Below are 21,463 nucleotides of genomic sequence, written 5' to 3' on the forward strand. Positions count from 1 at the left end.
ATTGATTCCTTCAATGCACGACTGCGATTTCTCGCCCCCGCCCAACCGGGTCGCGGCGGGCTTTTCGTCCGGCCCTCGGCCCGAGTAGCGGATAGCGATCCCGGAGTCCGGAGAATTACCGCCGCGCAGGATAGGTTGGCGCGCCGGACGGCTTGAGGACCGCCAGGGACTCCCTGAGCTGACGACCCGCCGCCATGATGTGGTAGAGCGAGCTCGCCGGAGCGGGCTCGGCCTCAAACAGGCCGTCGCCGCCCAGCTTGTCGCGCCACAGACCATTGCTCCCGAGATAGAGATTGAGCGCGCGCAAGGCCTGGCCGGCGCTGTCGATCAGTCGCCCGCGTTCATCACCTTCAGCCGTCTCGGCCAGGATCAGGGCGGCCTTCATCCACTCCGTCTGGGGCCACAGCCTCGCCCGCGCAGACCGGCGCGTGAGCGTGTCGTCCAGTTCATCGACCGCAACCCCGCGCGCGGCATCCACGCCGGCTTCTCCGCAGGTGAACAGCCGCCGCGCGGCGCGTTCGGCCCACGGATCATTGTGCAGGCGGCTCCAGCGGGTCAGCAGCCAGGCCCATTCGAACTGGTGGCCCGGCTCCACCAGGCGTCCCGCCTCGCCCTCCGCCGGCCGCCAGTGCTCGTCAAAGAACTCCCTGAGGAAGCCTCCCCGGTCATCGATGAAGCGGGTCCGCGCAAGGGCGACGACCTCTTCTGCAATCGCCGTCCACGGCCCGCCCGGCTCCAGCGCCGCCCATGCAAGGACCGCCTCCAGCAGATGCATATGCGCATTGGCCTGAAAGGGATGGCCGACCGGTTCCCGCCATCCGCCTTGCGGCAACCGAAGAGCGTCGAGCGAGACCGCGATCCGGGCCGCCGTCCGATGTTGCCGGTCCGTGTAGATCCCCGCGCCGGCGGCGGTCGCCGTGGCCAGCAGGAGAAAGGCCTGGTCGTAGAGCGACGCGGTGTCGTCAAGCGCCTCGCCGCCGGCCGTCACCCGGGTCCGATAGAGGCCATCGGGCCGCAGGTTGGTCGCCTCGAAGCGAGCCAGACCGCGCTGGGCGATTGCGGCATAGCCCTCGCCCCAACCCCATTCGGCGCCCAGGCTGAAGACATAGGCCTGGCGCGCCTGCACCCGCGCCCGGCGGAAGTCGCCGACGGTTTCGCCGTCCTCGTCCAACGCCTCGACGAACCCGCCGTCGGCCCCGACGCCCAGCGTCGCCCACAGCGGCAGGGCGCTCATCTTGAGCCAACGGATGAAATCGCGGGACAGGTCGTACAATGACGAGGGGGCCGCCTCGGCCGGGCGACCCTGGCCGGTCCAGCCGCGCCGGCCCAGCTCCTCCACCAGTCCCTTCACCGCCTGGGCGCTGTTGAGGTCGCAGACCAGCACGGCGTCCGGCTCGGCGATGATGGCCAGGTTCGAGACCCCGGCCGTCGCCACCGCCATGCCCGGCGCGGCGCGCACCAGACACCCGTCGCTTGCCTCGGCCGCCCACAGACCGCGTCCGCCCTGTCCTGTCGCCGCCACCGCATCCCAGGCGCCGAGGTCCGACCATTCGAACGCGGCCGGCAGGACCGAGACCTGGTCGCTCTTCTCCATGACCGCATAGTCGATCGAGATCCGGGTCGCCGCACCAAAACGCTCGCCGAGCGGGTGGACGCGACCGGCGCCCGCATCCGGCAGGGCCGCAGCCACGGCCGCGACAACCTCCGGGGCGAACCGTCTGAGTTCCGCCAGAAGCGTCCGTACCGGCGCGACGAAATTTCCGCTGTTCCAGTAGTAGCCGGCCGCCAGATAGCGTTCCGCATCCGCGGGACCCGGCTTCTCCACGAACCGGGTCACCGGCGACAGGCCCGGCCCGGCGGGCTGGATATAGCCATAGGCTGACGACGGTCCCGAGGGTGTAATGCCGAGGGTCACGATCCGCCCGGGCGCCGCGGCCGCAACCGCTTCGTCCATCACGCGCCGGAACGCGTCGGCGTCTGGAACATAGTGATCCGAGGCCACGAAGACGGCGGTCCCTTCCGGATCAGCCCGCTCGATCCAGAGGGCCGCGGCCGCCATCGCCGGCGCCGAATCCCGACCCGTCGGTTCCAGGATCAGCTCGGCGTCCACCTTCAGATCGGCGAGTTGCGCCTCGATGTACCGGCGATGGTCACGGCCCGCGACGACGAGGATACGCCCGCCCCGCGCCAAAGGCGCGACCCGCCGCACCGTCTCCTGAAACAGCGACAGGTCGGAAACCAGGTCGATAAACTGTTTGGGCCGCGCAGGTCGGGACTCGGGCCAGAGCCGGGTTCCCGCGCCGCCGCAAAGGATTACGGGATAGATGGCCATGGTCGGGTCCCCTCCCCGACGTCTATCCGGCCCGCCCGCCGAGGGCAACCGGGGGCTATCGCTCCCCGGAGACCGCCTCACCCAGGCGCCCCGCCTTCACGCGATGCGGGGCTGCGGCGACACGGCAAGCCGGGTGTTCCCGAACGACCGGCTACGCCAGATCGCGCTGGCCGGCGTCGGGAACCCCTGCATTCCCGCCCTTATCCGAAGACGTCGTCCTTCGACGGCGCAGCCACACCGGACCAGTCGTCGAGCACCGTCAGGCTGTCGCCGAAGCCGTTGAGCGGGTTCTCGCGGATCAGAGCCATCATCAGCTCGCGGGCGTGTTCCATCTCCGTGAGAGAGATGAGGCCTGTGTCGAACTCGTCCATCGTGGGCATGACGGGCGGGAGCTCGTCGAACTTGCCGGTCAGGACGAAGCCGTCATCCAGGGCCGGCAGGACCTCGGGCGAGACCCCGTCGTTCATGGCGAACAGATAGCCATCGTTGGCTGAACCGTCGAACAGGAAGAGGGTTTCCGCCGTATCGCCGTCGCGGGTCCCGAAGTCCGCCCGTGCAAACTGGTCGCGGCCCGGCGTCGTGACGTCGGTCGCCTCGCCCGGCAGGACCTGGGCGGCGTCGGCCTTGACGCTGTCGTCCGACATGACCGGCAGCACCTCGGCGTCGTCCTGCTTGGTGAAGTCGCCCGGGGCCGTCGGCAGGACCTCGGGTCCCACCGTGGCCTTGTCTTCCGCCAGAGCGGGCAGCACCTGGGGCATGGTCGAGGCGGGCGCCGCGACCGGATTCCCGCCGATGTCGAACAGCCCGTCGGCGAACTGCAGCCGTTCGACATTGGTCAGGGTGTCCGTCCCGTCCGGACCGGTGATCGTGGTCACGCCGCCGGAGACGCTGATCGTATAGGCTGCCCGGTTGCCCGAATAGACCGCCCTGTCGGTCCCGTCGCCGCCGTTCAGGGTGTCATCGGCCGCTCCCCCGCTCATGATGTCGTCGCCGCCTCCACCGTTCAGGACGTTGGCGCCGGCTGATCCCGCCAGATAATCGGCATGATCCGACCCGGTCGCATTCTCGACCGTCTCGAGGAAGTCCGTGGACGTGCCGTCCCAGGTGACCTGGCTGTCCAGATAGATCTCCACGCCCGTCGCCGAGCCGGCGTAGGTGATGGTGTCGACGCCATCACCGCCGACCAGCCGGTCCACGCCGCTGCCGCCGTTCAGGATATCGTCCCCGGCCATGCCGGAGAGGAAGTCATTGCCGGCTCCGCCGATCAGGATGTTCGCGGCCGCGGCGCCCACGAAATAGTCCGCATGGTCGGACCCGGTCACATTCTCGACCGTCTCCAGGAAGTCCATGGAGGTGCCGTCCCAGGAGATTCCGTTGTCCAGATAGACCTCAACCCCCGCCGCCGAACCGGCGTAGGTGATGGTGTCGATCCCATCGCCGCCGGTCAGCCGATCCACGCCCGTGCCGCCGACCAGAAGATCGTCACCCGCCATGCCGTAGAGGAAGTCGTTGCCGGCTCCGCCGATCAGGGTATTGGCGGCCGTGGTTCCCACGAAATAATCCGCATGGTTTGAGCCGGTCACGTTCTCGACCGTCTCAATGAAGTCCATCGACGTGCCGTCCCACGAGATTCCGTTGTCCAGATAGACCTCCACGCCCGCGCCCGAGTCGGCGTAGGTGATGGTGTCGACGCCGTCGCCGCCGACCAGCCGGTCCACGCCCATGCCGCCGACCAGAAGATCGTCCCCCGCCATGCCGTAAAGGTAGTCGGCGCCGGCGCTGCCGATGAATGTGTTGGCGGCTGCGGTGCCCACCATGTAGTCGGAAAAAATCGATCCGGTGACGTTCTCGATCGACTCCAGGAAGTCCATGGACGTGCCGTCCCAGGAGATTCCGTTGTCCAGATAGATCTCCACCCCCGCCCCCGCGTTGGCGTAGGTGATGGTGTCGATCCCGTCGCCGCCGAACAGCCGGTCGACGCCCGTTCCACCGGTCAGAAGATCGTCACCCGCCAAACCGTAGAGGAAGTCGTCGCCGGCTTCGCCCGTCAGCGCGTTGGCTCCCGCGTTTCCGACGAAATAGTCCGAATGACCGGAGCCCGACACATTCTCGATCGAGTTGAGGAAGTCCGTGGACGTGCCGTCCCAGGAGACTCCGCTGTCCAGATAGACTTCCACACCCGTCGCCGATGTCAGGTAGCTGGCGGTGTCGACGCCGTTGTCGCCGTTCAACGCGTCCGAGCCCTCGCCGCCCGTCAGGAAGTCGTCACCTTCCCCGCCGTTCAGCGTGTCATCGCCCGCAAGGGCATTGAGGAAATCGTTTCCTTCCAGGCCATTCATGACGTTCGCCGCGGCCGTCCCCGTCAATGAGTCTGAGCCGGAGGTTCCGTTGATCGGTCCCGTCGGAAGCGGCGCGCCGGTTGCGTCGAACAGACCGTCCGAGAACTGCAGCCGTTCGACATTGCTCACCGTATCGGTCCCGTCGGGGCCGGCGATCGTGGTCACGCCGCCCGAGACGCTGATGGTGTAGGCCGAGCGCATGCCGACATAGACAGCCGTGTCCGTGCCGTCGCCGCCGTTGATCGTGTCGGCGCCGCCGGCCCCGGTCAGGGTGTCGTCGTCCGCCCCGCCGTTCAGTACATCAACGCCTGCGCCGCCGATCAGCGTGTCGGCGCCCGCGTCGCCGTTCAGGGTCGAGCCGACCAGCGTCATCGGCACAGGGGTCTGGCTGGGGCTGGAAACGTTCAGCCGGTAGGTCTGGCCGGCGGGCGGCGGGCCGGAGGTGAAGGTTTCGCCGACATTGCTCAGCCACCGGGCCACCTGGATGTAGTAGGTCCCGGCGGAGCCGAAGGTGTAGGTGATCAGCGAGTCGGTTCCCCCGCTGCCGTCCGCGTTGTTGTCGTCATTGGTGGCGAGTTCGTCGCCCGCGCTGGTCATCAGCCGCAGGGTGCTGTCGAAGCTCGCGCCGTCGATGTCGAAGGTCACGGTCTCGCCGGCCACAACGGTGATGGCGTAGTACTCGACGCCGCCGTGGGTCGTGGCCAGGACCGTGGCGTGCGGGATCGTGGTCGAACTGGCAATGGCCTGGTCGGCGCGCAGATCGAAGGCCCCGGTCAGCGAAACCGCCGTTTCTCGGGTGTTGTTGGCTGTGTCATTGCCCTTGACGATATCCGGGGCGCCGCCGCCCTCGCCGGGCGCGCCGGCGTAGAGTTGGTCCGCGCCGCCGCCGCCGCTCAGGGTGTCGATTCCGCCGCCGCCGCGCAGGACGTTGGCGTTCCCATCACCCGTCAGGGTGTCGGCATAGACCGACCCCGTCACGTTTTCGATTTCGGACAGGGTGTCGAACCCGCCCCCGCCGCTGGACGACCCGGCGGCCAGATTGACCGTCACGCCCGCGCCCGCGCCGGCGTAGTCCGCCGTGTCCGTACCGGCCCCGCCGTTCAGCGCATCATTGCCGAGGGCGCCGATGAGGATGTCGTCGCCGTCGCCGCCGTTCACCGCATCGTCGCCGGAGCCGCCGTTCAGATTGTCGTTGCCGGCCAGGCCGTTGAGGGTGTCGGTCCCGCCGAGACCGCCGATGACATCCGCCAGCGCCGTGCCGGTGATCGTCTCGTTGGTGATGTCCCCGCCGACCACCAGGCCGCCGGTAGGCGCCGCCGCTATGGTCTGGTCGGTGAACTGCAGGAATTCGACATTGGTCACGGTCACGTTCTGACCGTTGCCCGACACCGTGCCGGTCTGTCCGTTCCAGGTGATGGTGTAGGCGGAGCGCGCGGCGGAGAACACGACCGTATCGGTCCCGAGACCGCCGTCCACGATGTCCGAACCCCCGTTCAGGGTGAACCGGTTGTTCGCCGAATTGCCGCGGAACGTGTCGAAGCCGCTGCCGCCGATGGCGTTCTCGATCACCGCGCCGAGGGCGATCGAGACGTTGCCGATCAGGCCGCCGACGCTGGAGAAGGATCCCTGCCGCAGATCAATGATCTGGCCGTTGTTCAGGTAGCCCGAGAAATCGAACGTATCCGTGCCGCCGGCGTCCCAGGCGCAGAAGATCAGGGGGCTGAGTTCGTTGTTGGCTCCGTACCACAACCGCCCGGCGTTCGAATTGAAGCCATAGACGGTGTCGCCCGTCCGGGTCGTCATATTGGCCCCGTACAGACGCTGGGCGGCCGAGATGTCGTCGAGCAGGGGCGCGGACGAATAACGCCGGGGTCCGCCCCCGTCCGTGCGGCTGTCAGCGCCCGTAAAGGCCTCGCTGAAATAGCTCATCACCGAATACTGGAGGGAATCCTCATAGTAGATGGCGCTGGCTTCATAGGTGATGGTGCCGCCGGAGCCGGCGTTGTAGGCCGCCGGGTGGCTCAGGCCGATGGCGTGGCCGATCTCGTGCAGCAGGGTCAGCTGGCCATAGCCCTGCTGGACCGGAAGCGCATTGTAGGACAGCGAACTGTTGATCCAGACGTCGCCCCGAACATCGCCGGCGCTGGCGCCGCCGGGCATGCCCCCGGGCAGATAGGCGAAGGCCGCCGCGCCGTCCTGCCCGGAGTTGTAATTGCCCAGCAGGATGGTGGCGTTGTTCGAAAACTCGCTGCCAACGTCCTGAACGCGCTGGAAGGTGACGTTGGCCACGTCAGACCAGGCAGAGAAGGCCAGAACGCCCGCGGCGATCTGGGTGGCGTTGAACTGCGAGAAGCCGGTTGTACCCTCAGGCATGGTCGTGACCGAGTCACGGAAGGCGTAGGTCACCGTCGCCGCCGTTCCGAGCGCCGTGGCCCAGCTCTGGTTGCCGCGGGTGATCTGGGCGCCGGCATCGGTCGAGCTCAGCGAAGGCTTGCCGTTGGGGCCGAACACGCCGCGATCGTCGTTGTTCAGGCCGAAAACCGGTCCGCCGCCGCCGTCCGCCTCGCTCGTGGGCCCATGAAAGCGAGCACAGCAGGCGCATACCTGATAGCTGGCGATGGCCCCGAACGAGGCATTCTCGACCGGCTCCACTGCTTCGCCGACGCCGATGAACCTCTCGGTCTGGCCCGTAAATCCTTCGAAAGCCTCAAGAAGGCCGTTCGAGGTGCCGCCGGAGCGGTTGCTGATCAAGCCGAAAAACATGGTACCACCGTCGTGGAGGGGCTGCTGGAGGCGATCACCGTAACGCGGCGCGCCGAAACGACAAGCGCGATGCAATCATGATGTAATGAATTTCGCGGGATACAGCTCAGGATTGCCAGACAATTCACGCCGTTGTTCCTTGGCAGTCGGGCCGGATCACCCACTATAGGATGCTGATACGTCCCCGCACGCGCACGGGACGCAAGATTGGCCCCGTTTCAAGACTTGGCACGCCCGGGACCCCGACGCATGGTGCGGCCATGTTGAACCGGCGTTCCTCCGCTCTCGTCCCGGCCTTCCTGCTCCTGACCGGCGTTCTGGCCGCCTGCGGCTCGAAGGGTCCCGTCGCCGAAGCCGGCCAGGAGATGGTGGCCCCGGCCGAACAGCGGCTCATCGCCCTGACGAATCTGGACCAGCGGGTCGCGAGGGTCGGCTATCGCCTGTCGACGGCCAATGCCGAGCTTTGCCCGGCGGTGCGGAACTCGCCGGGCTGGCTGCTGCACGCCGCGAGCCAGTACAGCCCCGAACTGCGCCCCTATGCCGAGACCCGGTTCGGACTGGACGGAGATCTGCCGGGCCTGCTGGCCGTTCCCGAAGGGTCGGCCGCCGACCTCGCCGGTCTGCGCCGCGGCGATCTGCTCCTCAGCGTCAACGGCGAGGCCCTGACGCGCGGCGTCGCCCGCCGGACGGCGGCCTTCGAGGGCGTCGAGGCCAATATACACAAGCTCGACCTCGCCCTGGCGGCGGGGCCGATCGAGATCGCCTTCCGCCGTGACGGAAACGACCAGACCGCTAGGGTGACGCCGCAACGCGCCTGCGGCTACGACGTCCAGCTGGATCCGTCCGACGAACTCAACGCCAGGGCGGACGGCAAACGCCTGTTCATCACCACCGCCATGGCCGGTTTCACCGCGACCGACGACGAGCTGGCCCTCGTGCTCGGCCACGAGCTGGCCCACCACGTCCTTGGACACCGGGGCTGGCATGAGGCCGAGACGCGGGGCCGTCAAACTCAGACCGTGCCGGCCCTCGCGGCTACGGCAGGCGGATCAGAGCGGCAGGCGGATCGCGTCGGCCTCTATCTCGCCGCCCGGGCAGGGTTCGACAGTTCCATCGGCCCGGCCTTCTGGCGACGGTTCGGGGCCTTCGACTGGCGCGTCCGCTATCCGCAGTGGGGACACCCCTCCGCCGAGGCCCGCGCCCGCGCCCTGGAAGAGGTCCAGGCTGAAATCAGCGCCCGCCGGGCCTCGCGCCAGCCGCTCGTTCCGTAGCCGCGGGCGGCGCCTGCGCCCCGGCCTCCTGCACCGCGCCCTCCCGCCACGCCGCCAGCGGGTTGAGCGCCGCGGTCGCTTCCAGAAACGTCCCCGGCTTCATCGACGGCTCCGCCCCGGTCTGCAGGCCCGCCAGCCGGGCCAGGTCCGCGATGAAGGTGATGCAGTTGCGACGCCGCAGGTCATAGACCGACCCTTCCGGACTGTTCCACCAGTCGGCGCGCGCCCGCACGGCCCGATAGGCCTCGTCGCTCACCGCCAGCCTGAGATAGGGCTTGCCCTCGCCCACATATCGGGGGTTCGGAAGCTCGACCACGCCGACGCCGCGAGTGAACAGCAGCTGCGGTCCCGGATTGCGCGCGGTGAAGCCGGCCGCCCAGTCCACGGTCTCGCCCGTATCGTCCAATGTGCCCGTGGCCTGCACGAAGGCGTGGGGGAAGAGCAGATAGCCGTCCCGCACCCGGGCGCCCGGATGGGCGTAGAAGGTCAGGGTCACCTCGGCCCAGGCCGATCCCGCGATCAGGGCCAGCAGCAGGCCCAGAAGTCCGGCCCGGTTCATCCTTCTGATCATCCTTCAGACTCCGCTATCCGACACCTATCGCCCGGCGACCGGGCGTTGCAAAGTCCCGATCCCTCCTCCGGCGATGTATCCAATCACAAGGCCGCGCGTGACCGACAAGGTTCCAGACCCGCCGAACATTTCCGCCGGCCACGCCGACTGGTGGCGCGGCGCCGTCATCTATCAGGTCTATCCGCGCAGTTTCGCCGACACCAACGGCGACGGCGTTGGCGACCTCGCCGGGATCACGGAGCATCTCGACCACATCGCCTCTCTCGGCGTCGACGCGGTCTGGCTCAGCCCCTTCTTCACCTCGCCGATGAAGGATTTCGGCTATGACGTCGCCGACTATTGCGACGTCGATCCGGTGTTCGGAACCCTGGCCGATTTCGACCGTCTGATCGCCCGCGCCCACGCCCTCGGCCTGAAGATCGTCACCGATCTGGTTCTGGCCCACACCTCGGACCAGCACGCGTGGTTCCGCGACAGCCGCCAGTCGCGCACCGCTGCGAAAGCCGACTGGTACGTCTGGGCCGACGCCAAACCAGACGGCTCGCCGCCCAACAACTGGCAGTCCGTCTTCACCGGCCCGGCCTGGACCTGGGACGCCCGGCGCGGCCAGTACTACATGCACAATTTCCTGCCGGAGCAGCCCCAGCTGAATCTGCACAATCCCGCGGTGCAGGAGGCCCTGCTGGACGTCGCCCGCTTCTGGCTGGACCGCGGCGTCGACGGCTTCCGCTTCGACGCCATCAATTTCGCCCTGCACGACCCCCGGCTCCGCGACAATCCGCCGGCGCTCCCCGGCGGCAAGCGCACCCGGCCGTTCGACTTCCAGTCCCACGTCCACAACCAGTCCCAGCCGCAGATTCCCGCCTTCCTCGCCCACGTCCGCGCCCTGATGGACCTCTACCCCGGCCGGTTCAGCGTCGCCGAGGTCGTCGGCGACGCCGCCGAGCCCGAGATGCAGGCCTTCACCGCCGACGACCGTCATCTGAACAGCGCCTACGGCTTCGCCTATCTGTACGCCGACGCCCTGACCCCCGATCTGGTGCGCCGCGCCAATGCGGCGTGGGACGGCGCCCCCGACCAGGGCTGGCCTTCCTGGGCCTTCAGCAACCATGACGCCCCGCGCGCCGTCTCGCGCTGGAGCGAGGGCCGCGACCCCGACCGCTTCGCCCGTATGGCCCTGCTTCTGCTGATGAGCCTGCGCGGCAATGTCTTCGTCTACCAGGGCGAGGAGCTGGGCCTGCCGCAGGGCGAGGTCCCCTTCGACCGGCTGGTCGATCCCGAGGCCATCGCCAACTGGCCCGAGACCCTCGGCCGCGACGGGGCCCGCACCCCCATGCCGTGGCGTGCCGACGCGCCCCACGCCGGCTTCTCCACCACCGAGCCGTGGCTGCCCGTCGATCCCCGCCATCCGCCCCTGGCCGTGGATCGTCAGGACGCCGACCCGGCCTCCCTGCTCAACCTGACCCGCCGCCTCATCGCCCTGCGCAAGCGCGAGCCGGCCCTGCGCCTGGGATCCCTGCGTTTCCTCGACGCCCCCGCCCCCCTCCTGGCCTTCGAGCGCCGCGCCGGCGACGACGTCCTGACCTGCGTCTTCAACCTCGGCCATGCGCCCGTCGCCTGGACGCCGGACGGCCGTGCCGCCCCGGTCGAGGCGGTCAACATCGACGGCGTCCCGACCGGCGACCTGCCGCCCCTGTCCGGCCGGATCACGCGGCGGCTTTCGATATGAGGTGGCGGAGCCGCTCGCCCGGCGCTATCGCAGATCCATGACCTCCAGGGACCCCGTCCTCGTCACCGGTTCGGCCGGCTTCATCGGCTTCCACACCGCGCAGCGCCTGCTGGCCCGCGGCGAGACGGTGATCGGCGTCGACAACCTCAACGACTATTACGACCCGGCGCTGAAACAGGCGCGGCTCGACCTGTTGCTGGCCCAGCCGGGCTACCGTCATTACACGCTCGACCTGGCGGATCGCGACGGCATGGCCGCCCTGTTCGCGGAGCACGCGCCCCGCCGCATCGTCCACCTCGGGGCCCAGGCCGGCATCCGCTACAGCGTCGAAAACCCCGAGACCTACATCGACTCCAATGTGGTCGGCTTCCTGACCGTGCTGGAGGGCGCCCGGGCCGTGAAGGCCGAGCATCTGGTGTTCGCCTCCACCAGCTCGGTCTTCGGGGCCAACGCCGCCCTGCCGTTCTCCGTGCAGCAGGGCGTGGCCCATCCGTTGAACGTCTATTCGGCGACCAAGATCGCCAATGAGGCCATGGCCCACGCCTATGCCTATATCTTCGGCATCCCCTGCACCGGCCTCAGGTTCTTCACCGTCTATGGTCCTTGGGGCCGGCCGGACATGGCCCTGTTCAAATTCACCCGGGCCATCCTCGAAGGCCGGCCCATCGACGTCTATGGCGCCGGCGCCATGGAGCGCGACTTCACCTATGTCGACGACATCGTCGACGGCGTGGTGGCCGCGCTGGACGCCGTGCCCGGCAAGGATCCGGACTGGCGGGCCGAAGCTCCGGGGCCCGGCACAAGCGGCGTGGCCCCCTGGCGCATCCTGAACCTCGGCGCCGGGCGGCGCGAGCCTCTGGCGCGTTACATCGAGGTGCTGGAACAGGTGCTGGGCCGAAAGGCGATCCTGAACGTCATGCCGACCCAGGATGGCGAGATGACCCGAACCGAGGCCGATGTGAGCGAGTCCCGCGCCGCCCTCGGCTATGCTCCGTCGACCCCCATCGACGTCGGGGTGAAGCGGTTCGTCGACTGGTACCGCGACTTCTACGGTGTCTAGCGATTGCGGCGGCCGCGCCCCTGCCCCGAGGAAGGCTGGCTCCCCGCCGCAGGCGCGAAGGCGAACGGTCAGGATGTGCCGTAACGTCAGCCTTTAGAGCCGGATTGCGCAGCGCCACAGCAAGTTATTGCGCCGCACACGAAATGATTTGCCTGCTGCGGTGCAATAGGCTCCTATCCCTATCCGCGGCCCCGAACGCGGTTCGAGCCGAGCCTTGTGACTCCAGCCTCGGACCCCGCGCATGAAATCCCGCACCCTCGCCGCCCTTCTCAGCCCCGGCCTCGGCCTGATCGCCGGGCCCGCTCTGGCCGCCCCGCCCGCCCTGCTGGCGCATCAGGCGCCGCTGGTGCTGAACGAGGCCTCGGCGGCCTGGATCCTGACCTCGACGGCCCTCGTCCTGCTGATGACCCTGCCCGGTCTGGCCCTGTTCTATGGCGGCATGGTGCGGCGCAAGAACGTGCTGGCGACCATCGCCCATTCGACCGCCGCCATGGCCATCGTCACCGTCCTCTGGTTCATCGTCGGCTACAGCCTGTCCTTCGGCTCAAGCGGCGAGGCGACCAACGGCTTCATCGGCGGATTGCAGGCGGCCTTCCTGAACGGCGTCACCCCGTCCACGGCCCACAGCCTGGCCCCCGGCCTGCCCGAGTTCCTCTGGATCGCCTATCAGCTGACCTTCGCCATCATCACCCCGGCCCTGATCGCCGGGGCTTTCGCCGAACGGATCAAATTCTCGGCCTCGATCCTGTTCTTCTTCCTCTGGCACCTGATCGTCTATGCGCCGATCTGCCATCAGGTCTGGGGCGGCGGCTGGATGGGCTCGCTGGGCGTGCTCGACTTCGCCGGCGGGGCCGTGGTCCACGTCAATGCGGGCGTCGCCGGTCTCGTGGCCGCCCTCGTGCTCGGCCCGCGCCACGGACATGGCCGGGACAATATGGCTCCGCACAACCTCGCCTTCACCGCCATCGGCGCCGGCCTGCTGCTGGTCGGCTGGCTCGGTTTCAACGCCGGCTCGGCCTGGGCCGCCGACGGCATCGCCGCCGTCGCCGCCTTCAACACCCTCCTCGCCGCCGCCGCCGCCGCCGTCGCCTGGACCGCCGTGGAATGGATCGACCACAAGAAGCCCACCCTGCTGGGCCTGTTGTCCGGCCTCGTCGCCGGGCTGGTGGGCGTCACCCCCGCTGCCGGTCTGGTTGACCCCAAGGGGGCCTTCATCATCGGCATCATCTCCGGCCCGGCCTGCTACGCCGGCGCCGTCTGGCTCAAGCGCGCGCTGAAATATGACGACAGCCTCGACGCCTTCGGCGTGCACGGCATCGGCGGCATCGTCGGCGCCCTGCTGACCGGCGTCCTCGCCACCGCCGCCATCAACCCCGCCGCCGCCGGCGCCAATCTGCTCAACCAGGCCATCGGCCTGATCGCCGTCATCGCCTGGAGCGCCGTCGGCACCTTCGCCATCCTGATGATCTGCAAATTCACCACCGGCCTGCGCGTGCCGAAGGAGGAAGAGATCGAAGGCCTCGACTACACCCAGCACGGCGAGACGATCCATCCGTAACGACGGCCCCTCCCGGTCACGGGAGGAACCCGCTACAACCCGCTGATGACCTCCGCCCCGCTTCCCGACGCCCCGACGAACTGGGTCGACCGTCACGCGCCGGAAGGCCTGAAACCTTGGCTGAAGCTCGGCCGGTTCGACCGCCCGGTCGGCATCTGGCTGCTGCTCCTGCCCGGCTGGCAGGGCATCGCCCTGGCGCTGGCCCAATACCGCAAGACGCCGGACCTCTATGACGCCTGGCTGGTTCTCGGCTTCGCCCTCGGGGCCTGTCTGATGCGGGCGGCGGGCTGCGCCTTCAACGACATCGTCGACCGCGACATCGACGCCGGGGTCGCCCGCACCGCCCAGCGTCCAATCCCCTCGGGCCGGATCAGCGTCAAACAGGCATGGGCCTTCGTGATCGGCTGCAGTCTGGTTAGCCTGCTGATCCTGCTGACCCTGAACATGGTCGCCGTCCTGCTCGGCGTCGCCTCGCTCCTGCTGGTCGCTGCCTATCCCTTCATGAAGCGCATCACCTGGTGGCCGCAGGCCTGGCTCGGCCTGACGTTCAACTGGGGCGTCCTGATGGGATTCGCCGCGGCGGCTGCGAGCTGGCGGGTCCTGATGGATGGAGATGGGACGGGCTTCAACGTCAGTTCTGCTTTTGGGGCGCCATCCGGTTGGGACATGAGCGCCCTCCTCCTCTACCTCGCCCTCATCTTCTGGACCCTCGGCTACGACACCATCTACGCCCTGCAGGACATCGAGGACGACGCCATGGTGGGGGTGAAGTCCTCGGCCCGCCGCCTCGGCGGCAACGTGCAGGCCGGCGTCGGCGTCTTCTACGGCATCACCGTCGTCCTGACTGTCCTCGCCGGCCTGACCGCCGGCCTCGGCCCGATCTTCTACGTCGCCCTCCTGCCCTTCGCCGCCCATCTGTTCCGGCAGGCGCGGGACGTCCGCCCCGATGATCCTGCCCTCGCCCTGCGCCTGTTCCGCTCCAACCGCGACGCGGGCTTCATTCTGCTTTCCGCCATCATTCTCGGCGCTGTATCGTGGCCGTTCTGAAGGAGACCCGCATGACCGCCCCCCACAAGGCCACACTGCGCGCCCTGCTGCTGACCGCGGTCCTCGCCGCCGGCCTGTCCGCCTGCAACCGCGACCGCGAGCCCGCGGCTCCCGATGCGGCGGCGACGCCGGGACAGCCCGCGGCCGTCACCCCGGCCGACGCCGCCGCGCCGATGGCCTTTGAATCGAAGACGCCTTACGCCGACGTCCGCCTGACCCTGCCCGACGCCCTCAAGCGCCAGACCGACCTCCACGCCCGCCTCTATGCCGAGGAGGTGCGGCTGCTGCGCCAGTTCGCCGAGGGCGCCCAGGGCGAGCTGACCGAGGCCGGGGCCGACACCGACCGGCCGAAGTTCGAGAAGACCATCACCATCACCGCCGCCCTCGAGACCGGCAAGCTGTTCAGCCTCAAACGGGTCGATTTCGACTATTCGGGCGGCGCCCATCCGAACACCCTGACCAGCGGAATCCTGTGGGACAAGGCGCTGAAGCGGCGGCTCGGCCTCGCCGACCTGTTCCGCAAGAACGCCGACCTGACCGTCCTCGACCAGGCCCTGTGCTCGGCCATCAACGCGGCCAAGCGCGCCCGTGTGCCCGACAGCGTCTCGGTGCCCCTCAGCGGCCCTCCCGGCGCGTCATGCCCGCGCGCGGCCGACACCGCCTTCGTCCTCGCTCCCGGGACCGTGAGCGGCAAGGCCGCCGGCCTGATCTTCTTCATCGGGCCGTACCAGGTCGGTCCCTATGCCGAGGGCGGCTATGAGCTCGCCATTCCCGTGACGGGCTTCCGCTCCCTGCTGGCCATCGCCTATGCCGACGACTTCGCCGGCCAGTTGCTCAAGGCCGGCGACGTCACGCCGGTCATGACCGTCAGTCCCGCGCCGGCGACCACCTGATGCAACGGCTCGCCGTGCTGATCCTCGCCGGCCTCGCCAGCCCCGCCCTGGCCCTGCCCCAGAGCGCCCGCGAACCCGAAGGTCTGCGCATCTACAGCCCCACGCAGTTCGGCGTGGTCGCCGAAACCCCAAGCCGCATCGCCGGCTCGCGGGCGGAGATGAACAGGGGACGCAACCCGGACGCCGCACCTTCCGTGCAGGATCGGGCCGCCGACGCCGTCGCCCGCGCCGGTGAGGCCTCCGCCGTCGCCGAGGCGGCCGTCATCGGCCGGACCCGCGCCGGCGGCCCCCTGATCGAGATCGACTGCGCCGAAGGCGGCGGCGTCATCATCGCCGATTCCGACCCGCTTCAGGTCACCGACTGCCTCGATCTGGCGCCCGACACCGGTCAGGCGGGGCGCCGTCAGCGGATCGTCGCCGCCTGTCGGTTGCCGGGCAACGCCGGCCTGGCCGGGCGGTCGCGACCCGCCCCCAACTGACCCCGGGCCGGCGCTTGACTTTCCGTCGTAGCCGCCGTCAGACTGGACCCTGAGTTGAAAGTGCGAATGAATTCACCATTGCCGTCACCATCTTCCGCTCCACGCTGACCGTCGTACTCTGATGAACCTGTAGGCCAGTCCGCCGTGACCGGGGATGTCATACCCGCTGGAGGAGACCGCCCATGTTTCGCCTGTCCCACATCCTCATCGCCTCGGCCGCCACGGCCGTCGCCTTCGCCGCCACACCCGTCCTCGCGCAGAGTTATTCGGTCCCGGGGAGTTTCACGCCGAACGGCCATGTCGAAACCTTCGGCATCGAGGGGACCCGGGCCGCGGGCGCTCTCGGTCTGGACGCCACGACCCCGACCCGCATCGAAAGCTCACGCCGCGAGATGAACCGCGGCCGTCGCGGCGGGGATCGCGGCTTCCGCGATGACATGAACCGGACCGAGACGCTCCAGTACGCCGAACGGGTGATCCGTCGCGCCGGGTTCGTCTGCCAGGTCCTCGACGCGGCGGTGGTCGCCCGCTCCAACGCCTTCGCCCCCTTCGTCGAGGTCAACTGCAGCGAGGGCGGCGGGCTCGTCGTCTCCGACACCTCGCCGCTCCAGTGGGTCGACTGCCTCGACATTCCGGCGGAAGGATATGAGGTGACGCACAACAATGTCCTCAGCCGCTGCCAGCTGCCCGGCAATGTCGCGGCGGTCGCGCCGGCGCCTCAGAACGGCTCCGCCAACAACTGATCCATCAGTTCGGCGAACCGCGCCGGCTGATCCGCCATGATGAAATGCCGGCTGCCGTCGACCCGGATCAGCCGCACGCCGGGCAGGCCCGCGTACTCGCGGCCCCACAGGGCGTCGGCCATCGCCGCCGGCGCCCCGCCCTCCGCGTCGGCGGCGTAGACGGCCCAGACCGGCGTCGTCATCGCCCCCAGCCCGGGCCTCAGATCGGTCGTCATTACTTCGCGGATGGCGGCGGCCATCGCCCGCCGGTCTGACCTCATCGACCATTCGACCATGGCGGCGCGCGTCGCCGCATCGCGGGCCAGGCCAGGGGCGCCCTGCACCTGACCGGCGCGGAAGCCGGCCTCGTCCGCCGCCAGGATGCCGGCCGCCGCCTGATCGGCGAACGGACGCGCCGTCTCAGCCGTGACCTGCGGCCCGAACAGGGCGCTGAAGAATGGCAGGCTGTCGACGCTCATGACCCGACCGACCAGGTCCGGATGCTGCTGGGCCAGCAGCACGGCGGTCATCCCGCCCATGGAATGTCCGACGACGATCGGCCGCACCAGCCCTTGCTCGCGAATGTAGCGCGCCAGTTCATCGGCCATCGGCTGCACGAACGGTCCGTCGCCGTGCGCCCACGGCTCGCCCGCGAAGCCGGCCAGCTGCGCCAGATGCACCCGGCGTGTCGATTTCAGCCGCTCCGCCTCGGCCCGCCACACTTCCCGCGACGAGGCGAATCCCGGGATCAGAATCACGTCGGGCCCCGACCCGACGACCTCGACCGACAGGCGGTCGGAGACAAAGGCGGCCTGGGCGACCGCGGGGACCGGCCCGGCCCGGACCGCAAAGGCGATCGCTCCCACGCCCAGGACCACGGCGGAGGCGAGGGCGAAGGCGCGCAGCAGGCGGCCGCCGCCGTAGCGGGACATGAACATCATGGCAGTCTTCCTGTAAGGTTATCCTGACGCCCGGTCAGGCATGCGGATTGTCGAAAATCTCTTCCACCGGCCGCGCGAACAGCACCGCGATGCGATAGGCGAGGTCCAGCGACGGATCGTGCTTCTCGGTCTCCAGGGCGTTGACGGCCTGGCGTGAGACGCCCAGCGCCTGGCCCAGCTGTTCCTGGGTCCAGCCGCGCTCGACGCGCAGAAGTTTGAGGCGGTTCTTCATCAGTTCGACGACTTCACGAAGGGTGCGATCAGGCCGAAACAGGCCCAGAACAACGGATAGATGATCCAGGCCGGGATGTGCGGCGCGTCGGCGTAGCTCTCGCCGAACCCCCAGACGCTGGCGACAGCCATCGCCAGACCGGACGCCAGGATGAACTGTTTGGCGACGACGGCGCGTACGAACTCGTCCGACTCGCGCATCAGCGCCAACGTCGCCCAGATCTGCCCGACCACGGGCGCCGACACGGTCAGGGCGAGGGCCCACGCGGCAGCCGGCGAGGCGATGTCGTCAAAGGCGCCGAAGATCGCGGCCACATTGACCGCCACATAGCCGGACATGAAGGCCATTGTCCGGAGGACATAGCGTTTGTGCGCCGACGAGGCGGATTTTCCGAGAGCGAGCATGGAAGGCGTCCCTGACTTGAAGTAAGGCCTACCTTACATCAGGAAATTGTCATGTCAACCTGACTTTTTGTCGGGTTCGCGTGACTCACAAGCTTTGGCGGCTCCGCCGCCCGGGAACAGGCTGCGCTTTGGATCGTGTCCGACAGGGCGTATCATGAGCCATGCCCGCCGCGCCCCGCATACGGCCGTCCGACCTGTTCACGCCCGACGACTGGGCGCCGTTCCAGACGCGCTCGCCCTGGATCGGTCCACTGCTGGTCCTGCACTGCTGGGGCGTCATCGCCCTGGCCATCGCGGCCGGCGTGCTCTGGCCGATCCTGATCCCCCTGAGCGTCGCCGTCATCGGCACACGTCAGCTCGGTCTGGCCATCCTGATGCATGAGGCCGCGCACGGGGGTCTGTCCCCGAACGGGCGGCTGAACGACTTCCTCGGCCACTGGCTGTGCGCGGTCCCGGTCGGGGCCTCGCTGACCGCCTACCGTCCCTATCATCTGGCCCATCACAAATACGCCCAGCAGCCCGAAGATCCCGACCTGGTCCTCTCCGCGCCCTTCCCCGTCACCCGCGAGTCCCTGCGCCGCAAGATCCTCCGCGACCTGACGGGCCAGACCTTCTTCAAGCAGCGCGTCCTGTTCGCCTTCAGGGCCTTCGCCTCACGGCGCGATGAAGACGTGGCGCAGGGCGCCGTGGTCACCGGTCGCAGCGTCGCGCCCTTCCTGCTGGTCAACGCCGCCCTGCTGCTGGGCCTGACGCTCGGCGGCGTCTGGTGGGCGTATTTCGTCCTGTGGCTGCTGCCCATGGCGACCTGGTTCCCCATGGTCACCCGGCTGAGGAACATCGCCGAACACGCCTGCGTCGAGGGATCGTCCACCGACCCGTTCCGCGCCGCCCGCACCACGCGCGCTTCGTGGTGGGAGCGCGCCTTCATCGCGCCCTACTGGGTCAATTTTCACGCCGAGCACCACCTGTTCATGCACGTCCCTTGCTGGAAGCTCCCCGCCCTGCACCGGGCGGTGCGGGCGAGACCGCAGGGAGGGCGGATGGAGGTCGCGAGCGGCTATCTGGACGTCCTCGGCAAGGCATCGGCCAGGGCGTGATCTCCGACCCCACGGCCTTCATCCTCGCCAACACCCGCCTCCAGCCCGTGCCGCACGCGCCGGAGATTTCGCTGTGGCTGGCGGACGAGGTCACGCCGATCTGGCGGCTGACCGAGGAGGAATTGGGCGAGATGGGCCTGCCCCCGCCGTTCTGGGCCTTCGCCTGGGCAGGCGGTCAGGGCCTGGCGCGCTGGCTGCTGGACAATCCCGCCGAGGTCGCCGGGAAGCGGGTGCTCGACCTCGCCGCCGGTTCGGGTCTGGTCGGCATCGCCGCCATGCAGGCGGGCGCGACCTCGGTGCTGTGCGCCGACATCGACCCGTTCTGCGGCTCCGCCGTGGCGCTCAACGCCGCAGCCAACGGCGTGACGCTGGAATTCATCGACGCCGACCTGCTGGACGCAGCGCCGCCCGAGGTCGAGGTCATCTGCGCCGGCGACGTGTTCTACGAACAGCCGATGGCCGGCCGGGTCCAGGCCTGGCTGACGTGCGCCGCTGAGCGGGGAACGCGCGTCCTCGTCGGCGATCCCCTGCGGACCTATTTCCCGAAGTCGGGCTTCGACCTGCTGGCGGAATACAGCGTCCCGACCACGCGCGAGCTTGAGGACAGCGCCGTCAAGCGGACCCGCGTCTGGACCCTGGCCCCGGACTGCTGACGGCCACGCTTGGAGGTCGGCGCAACAGGCGCCATCTTCGACCCATGACCGCCCTTCGGGTTCTCCTCGCCCTCGTCCTGCTTGCCGCGCCCGCCGCCGCGCAGGCCCAGACGTGGCAGCCGCGGCCCGGCGCCCTCGCCATCGACCCGCACCGCTATCAGGCCGACCAGCACCGCCTCGAAATGGACCGGCTCCGCGCCCAGGCCGAACAGCGCGAGGCCTTCGCCCGGCAGCTGGAGATCGAGACCCGTCTCAACCGCCAGCAGATCGAGGCCGCGCGCCTGCCCGAGCCGATTCAGCCGCCGGCCCCCCGCGCCCTGCGCTCACCGGAGGAAGAACGGGCCTTGCGCCAGTCGGCCTCCGGACGTCGCGCCGCCGCAGCGTCAAATGTGGGTCAGATCGACGCCTGGCTGGATCGCCCCCGCGACTGAGAACCGCCGAACAGAGTTCGCCTTTCAGGCTGCATCCCTTCCCCTCGTCCTGCGTTCCGGCCTAGCTTGAACATCAGGGCTGAGGGAGAACGATCATGCGGTGGCAGGGTGGACGACGCGGCGGCAACATCGACGACCGGCGCGGCATGGGCGGCGGCGCGATGATCGGAGGCGGGCTCGGGACCGTCGTTCTGGCAGCGATCGGCTATTTCGTCTTCGGCATCGACCCCCAGACGACCACCCAGCTGGCCAGCCAGTTCGGCGGCGCCGGCGTCTCCGAAGGCAGAGCCGGCAGCCCGACCGACCAGGCCGGCGCCTTCGTGGATGTCGTCGGAACCAATATCGACGATGTCTGGAAGACCAAGATCCAGGGCTATCAGCCCCCGACTGTCACCCTGTACGAACAGGGCACCTCGACGGGCTGCGGCTTCGGCCAGGCGGCGATGGGACCGTTCTACTGCCCGACGGATCGTCATGTATACCTCGACCTCTCCTTCTGGTCGCAACTCGAAACCGATCTGGGCGCGTCCAGCGCCGACTTCGCCCGCGCCTATGTCATCGCCCATGAATACGGCCATCACATCCAGACCCTGACCGGCCTCTCGGAACAGGTGCGCACGGCCCAGCAGCGCGCCTCCGGCCAGGCCGAGGCCAACCGCTATTCCGTCGCGCTGGAGCTGCAGGCCGACTGCTACGCCGGCGTCTGGGCCCGCAATGCGGCCGCCGCCTCGAACGGCGAAGTCGCGCTGGAGGCCGGCGATCTGGAGGCCGGCATGCAGACGGCCTCGGCCATCGGCGACGACACCCTGCAGCGCCGCCAGGGCGGGCGCGTCCAGCCCGACGGCTTCACCCACGGCTCCTCGGCCCAGCGGGTCGAATGGCTGCGGCGGGGCTATGAAGCGGGCGACCCGGCGGCCTGCGATACCTTCCAGACCCTGTAG

General features: G+C 69.0%; 18 protein-coding genes. 12 read left to right on the top strand and 6 right to left on the bottom strand.

Features of this window, described 5'->3' with window-relative positions:
• Positions 1-115 precede the first annotated feature (115 nt).
• Both QQJ79_RS01070 and QQJ79_RS01075 read right to left on the bottom strand, forming a co-directional pair.
• Positions 116-2,332, bottom strand: a complete 2,217-nt coding sequence (locus tag QQJ79_RS01070; protein ID WP_284220187.1) for an AGE family epimerase/isomerase — start codon at positions 2,330-2,332, stop codon at positions 116-118.
• Between the two features lie 200 nt (positions 2,333-2,532).
• Positions 2,533-7,434, bottom strand: coding sequence for a M10 family metallopeptidase C-terminal domain-containing protein (locus QQJ79_RS01075; RefSeq protein ID WP_284220189.1), 4,902 nt, complete (start codon positions 7,432-7,434; stop codon positions 2,533-2,535).
• Positions 7,435-7,694: 260 nt separating this feature from the next.
• Here QQJ79_RS01075 and QQJ79_RS01080 point away from each other — a divergent pair, with 260 nt between their 5' ends.
• Positions 7,695-8,705 carry a M48 family metallopeptidase gene (locus QQJ79_RS01080; RefSeq protein ID WP_284220194.1) on the top strand — a complete coding sequence of 337 codons (1,011 nt, stop codon included), beginning with the start codon at positions 7,695-7,697 and terminating at the stop codon, positions 8,703-8,705.
• On the opposite strand, the gene QQJ79_RS01085 is transcribed toward QQJ79_RS01080, so the two are convergent.
• Positions 8,665-9,276, bottom strand: coding sequence for a hypothetical protein (locus tag QQJ79_RS01085; protein WP_284220196.1), 612 nt, complete (start codon positions 9,274-9,276; stop codon positions 8,665-8,667). The two genes, QQJ79_RS01080 and QQJ79_RS01085, sit on opposite strands and share 41 nt — an antisense overlap.
• A 97-nt stretch (positions 9,277-9,373) precedes the next feature.
• On the opposite strand from QQJ79_RS01085, the gene QQJ79_RS01090 reads away from it, so the two are divergent.
• The 7 genes from QQJ79_RS01090 to QQJ79_RS01120 all read left to right on the top strand — a co-directional run bounded on the left by QQJ79_RS01090 (position 9,374) and on the right by QQJ79_RS01120 (position 16,785).
• A complete protein-coding gene (locus QQJ79_RS01090; RefSeq protein ID WP_284220198.1) occupies positions 9,374-11,005 on the top strand; it encodes an alpha-amylase family glycosyl hydrolase in 1,632 nt (543 codons plus the stop codon).
• Positions 11,006-11,042: 37 nt separating this feature from the next.
• Complete coding sequence (locus tag QQJ79_RS01095) at positions 11,043-12,065, top strand: NAD-dependent epimerase/dehydratase family protein (RefSeq protein ID WP_284220203.1); 1,023 nt, start codon at positions 11,043-11,045, stop codon at positions 12,063-12,065.
• Between the two features lie 241 nt (positions 12,066-12,306).
• Positions 12,307-13,623 carry an ammonium transporter gene (locus tag QQJ79_RS01100; RefSeq protein WP_284220205.1) on the top strand — a complete coding sequence of 439 codons (1,317 nt, stop codon included), beginning with the start codon at positions 12,307-12,309 and terminating at the stop codon, positions 13,621-13,623.
• Between the two features lie 45 nt (positions 13,624-13,668).
• Complete coding sequence (locus QQJ79_RS01105; protein WP_284220207.1) at positions 13,669-14,670, top strand: UbiA family prenyltransferase; 1,002 nt, start codon at positions 13,669-13,671, stop codon at positions 14,668-14,670.
• 11 nt (positions 14,671-14,681) lie between these two features.
• Positions 14,682-15,563, top strand: coding sequence for a DUF3298 and DUF4163 domain-containing protein (locus QQJ79_RS01110; RefSeq protein ID WP_284220209.1), 882 nt, complete (start codon positions 14,682-14,684; stop codon positions 15,561-15,563).
• The gene (locus QQJ79_RS01115; protein ID WP_284220211.1) at positions 15,563-16,042 is read left to right on the top strand and encodes a hypothetical protein; all 480 of its coding nucleotides are present in this window, start codon (positions 15,563-15,565) and stop codon (positions 16,040-16,042) included. Before QQJ79_RS01110 ends, QQJ79_RS01115 begins: the two co-directional genes overlap by 1 nt.
• Before the next feature lie 182 nt (positions 16,043-16,224).
• Positions 16,225-16,785: a hypothetical protein gene (locus QQJ79_RS01120; RefSeq protein ID WP_284220214.1), complete on the top strand. Its 561-nt coding sequence runs from the start codon at positions 16,225-16,227 to the stop codon at positions 16,783-16,785.
• On the opposite strand, the gene QQJ79_RS01125 is transcribed toward QQJ79_RS01120, so the two are convergent.
• Genes QQJ79_RS01125 through QQJ79_RS01135 form a run of 3 tightly spaced genes read right to left on the bottom strand, consistent with a single transcriptional unit; the run spans position 16,761 to position 18,341 of the window.
• On the bottom strand, positions 16,761-17,705 hold the full coding sequence (locus QQJ79_RS01125; RefSeq protein WP_284220216.1) for an alpha/beta fold hydrolase: 945 nt from the start codon (positions 17,703-17,705) through the stop codon (positions 16,761-16,763). The two genes, QQJ79_RS01120 and QQJ79_RS01125, sit on opposite strands and share 25 nt — an antisense overlap.
• A 34-nt stretch (positions 17,706-17,739) precedes the next feature.
• Positions 17,740-17,937: a helix-turn-helix transcriptional regulator gene (locus QQJ79_RS01130; protein WP_284220220.1), complete on the bottom strand. Its 198-nt coding sequence runs from the start codon at positions 17,935-17,937 to the stop codon at positions 17,740-17,742.
• Positions 17,937-18,341, bottom strand: a complete 405-nt coding sequence (locus QQJ79_RS01135) for a hypothetical protein (RefSeq protein WP_284220222.1) — start codon at positions 18,339-18,341, stop codon at positions 17,937-17,939. The genes QQJ79_RS01130 and QQJ79_RS01135 overlap by 1 nt, the downstream gene beginning before the upstream one ends.
• Positions 18,342-18,502: 161 nt before the next feature.
• Between QQJ79_RS01135 and QQJ79_RS01140 the strand changes: the two genes are divergently transcribed.
• The 4 genes from QQJ79_RS01140 to ypfJ all read left to right on the top strand — a co-directional run bounded on the left by QQJ79_RS01140 (position 18,503) and on the right by ypfJ (position 21,463).
• Complete coding sequence (locus tag QQJ79_RS01140) at positions 18,503-19,438, top strand: fatty acid desaturase family protein (RefSeq protein ID WP_284220224.1); 936 nt, start codon at positions 18,503-18,505, stop codon at positions 19,436-19,438.
• Entirely contained in the window at positions 19,435-20,091 is a 657-nt protein-coding gene (locus tag QQJ79_RS01145; RefSeq protein WP_431307559.1) for a class I SAM-dependent methyltransferase, read from the top strand. Before QQJ79_RS01140 ends, QQJ79_RS01145 begins: the two co-directional genes overlap by 4 nt.
• A gap of 44 nt (positions 20,092-20,135) precedes the next feature.
• Complete coding sequence (locus QQJ79_RS01150) at positions 20,136-20,522, top strand: hypothetical protein (protein WP_284220226.1); 387 nt, start codon at positions 20,136-20,138, stop codon at positions 20,520-20,522.
• Between the two features lie 95 nt (positions 20,523-20,617).
• Positions 20,618-21,463 (top strand): KPN_02809 family neutral zinc metallopeptidase, encoded by an 846-nt coding sequence (gene ypfJ, locus QQJ79_RS01155; RefSeq protein WP_284220228.1) that lies wholly within the window; start codon positions 20,618-20,620, stop codon positions 21,461-21,463.

This window comes from Brevundimonas denitrificans (assembly GCF_030160755.1).
Lineage (GTDB): Bacteria > Pseudomonadota > Alphaproteobacteria > Caulobacterales > Caulobacteraceae > Brevundimonas > Brevundimonas denitrificans.

Bases quoted from the DNA above. Each gene is read 5' to 3' on its own strand.
- QQJ79_RS01070 (WP_284220187.1), bottom strand. From the start codon at position 2,332: ATGGCCATCTATCCCGTAATCCTTTGCGGCGGCGCGGGAACCCGGCTC.
- QQJ79_RS01085 (WP_284220196.1), bottom strand. From the start codon at position 9,276: ATGATCAGAAGGATGAACCGGGCCGGACTTCTGGGCCTGCTGCTGGCC.
- QQJ79_RS01115 (WP_284220211.1), top strand. From the start codon at position 15,563: ATGCAACGGCTCGCCGTGCTGATCCTCGCCGGCCTCGCCAGCCCCGCC.
- QQJ79_RS01110 (WP_284220209.1), top strand. From the start codon at position 14,682: ATGACCGCCCCCCACAAGGCCACACTGCGCGCCCTGCTGCTGACCGCG.
- QQJ79_RS01150 (WP_284220226.1), top strand. From the start codon at position 20,136: ATGACCGCCCTTCGGGTTCTCCTCGCCCTCGTCCTGCTTGCCGCGCCC.
- QQJ79_RS01080 (WP_284220194.1), top strand. From the start codon at position 7,695: ATGTTGAACCGGCGTTCCTCCGCTCTCGTCCCGGCCTTCCTGCTCCTG.
- QQJ79_RS01120 (WP_284220214.1), top strand. From the start codon at position 16,225: ATGTTTCGCCTGTCCCACATCCTCATCGCCTCGGCCGCCACGGCCGTC.
- QQJ79_RS01105 (WP_284220207.1), top strand. From the start codon at position 13,669: ATGACCTCCGCCCCGCTTCCCGACGCCCCGACGAACTGGGTCGACCGT.
- QQJ79_RS01135 (WP_284220222.1), bottom strand. From the start codon at position 18,341: ATGCTCGCTCTCGGAAAATCCGCCTCGTCGGCGCACAAACGCTATGTC.
- QQJ79_RS01125 (WP_284220216.1), bottom strand. From the start codon at position 17,705: ATGATGTTCATGTCCCGCTACGGCGGCGGCCGCCTGCTGCGCGCCTTC.
- QQJ79_RS01130 (WP_284220220.1), bottom strand. From the start codon at position 17,937: ATGAAGAACCGCCTCAAACTTCTGCGCGTCGAGCGCGGCTGGACCCAG.
- QQJ79_RS01140 (WP_284220224.1), top strand. From the start codon at position 18,503: ATGCCCGCCGCGCCCCGCATACGGCCGTCCGACCTGTTCACGCCCGAC.
- ypfJ (WP_284220228.1), top strand. From the start codon at position 20,618: ATGCGGTGGCAGGGTGGACGACGCGGCGGCAACATCGACGACCGGCGC.
- QQJ79_RS01075 (WP_284220189.1), bottom strand. From the start codon at position 7,434: ATGTTTTTCGGCTTGATCAGCAACCGCTCCGGCGGCACCTCGAACGGC.
- QQJ79_RS01100 (WP_284220205.1), top strand. From the start codon at position 12,307: ATGAAATCCCGCACCCTCGCCGCCCTTCTCAGCCCCGGCCTCGGCCTG.
- QQJ79_RS01095 (WP_284220203.1), top strand. From the start codon at position 11,043: ATGACCTCCAGGGACCCCGTCCTCGTCACCGGTTCGGCCGGCTTCATC.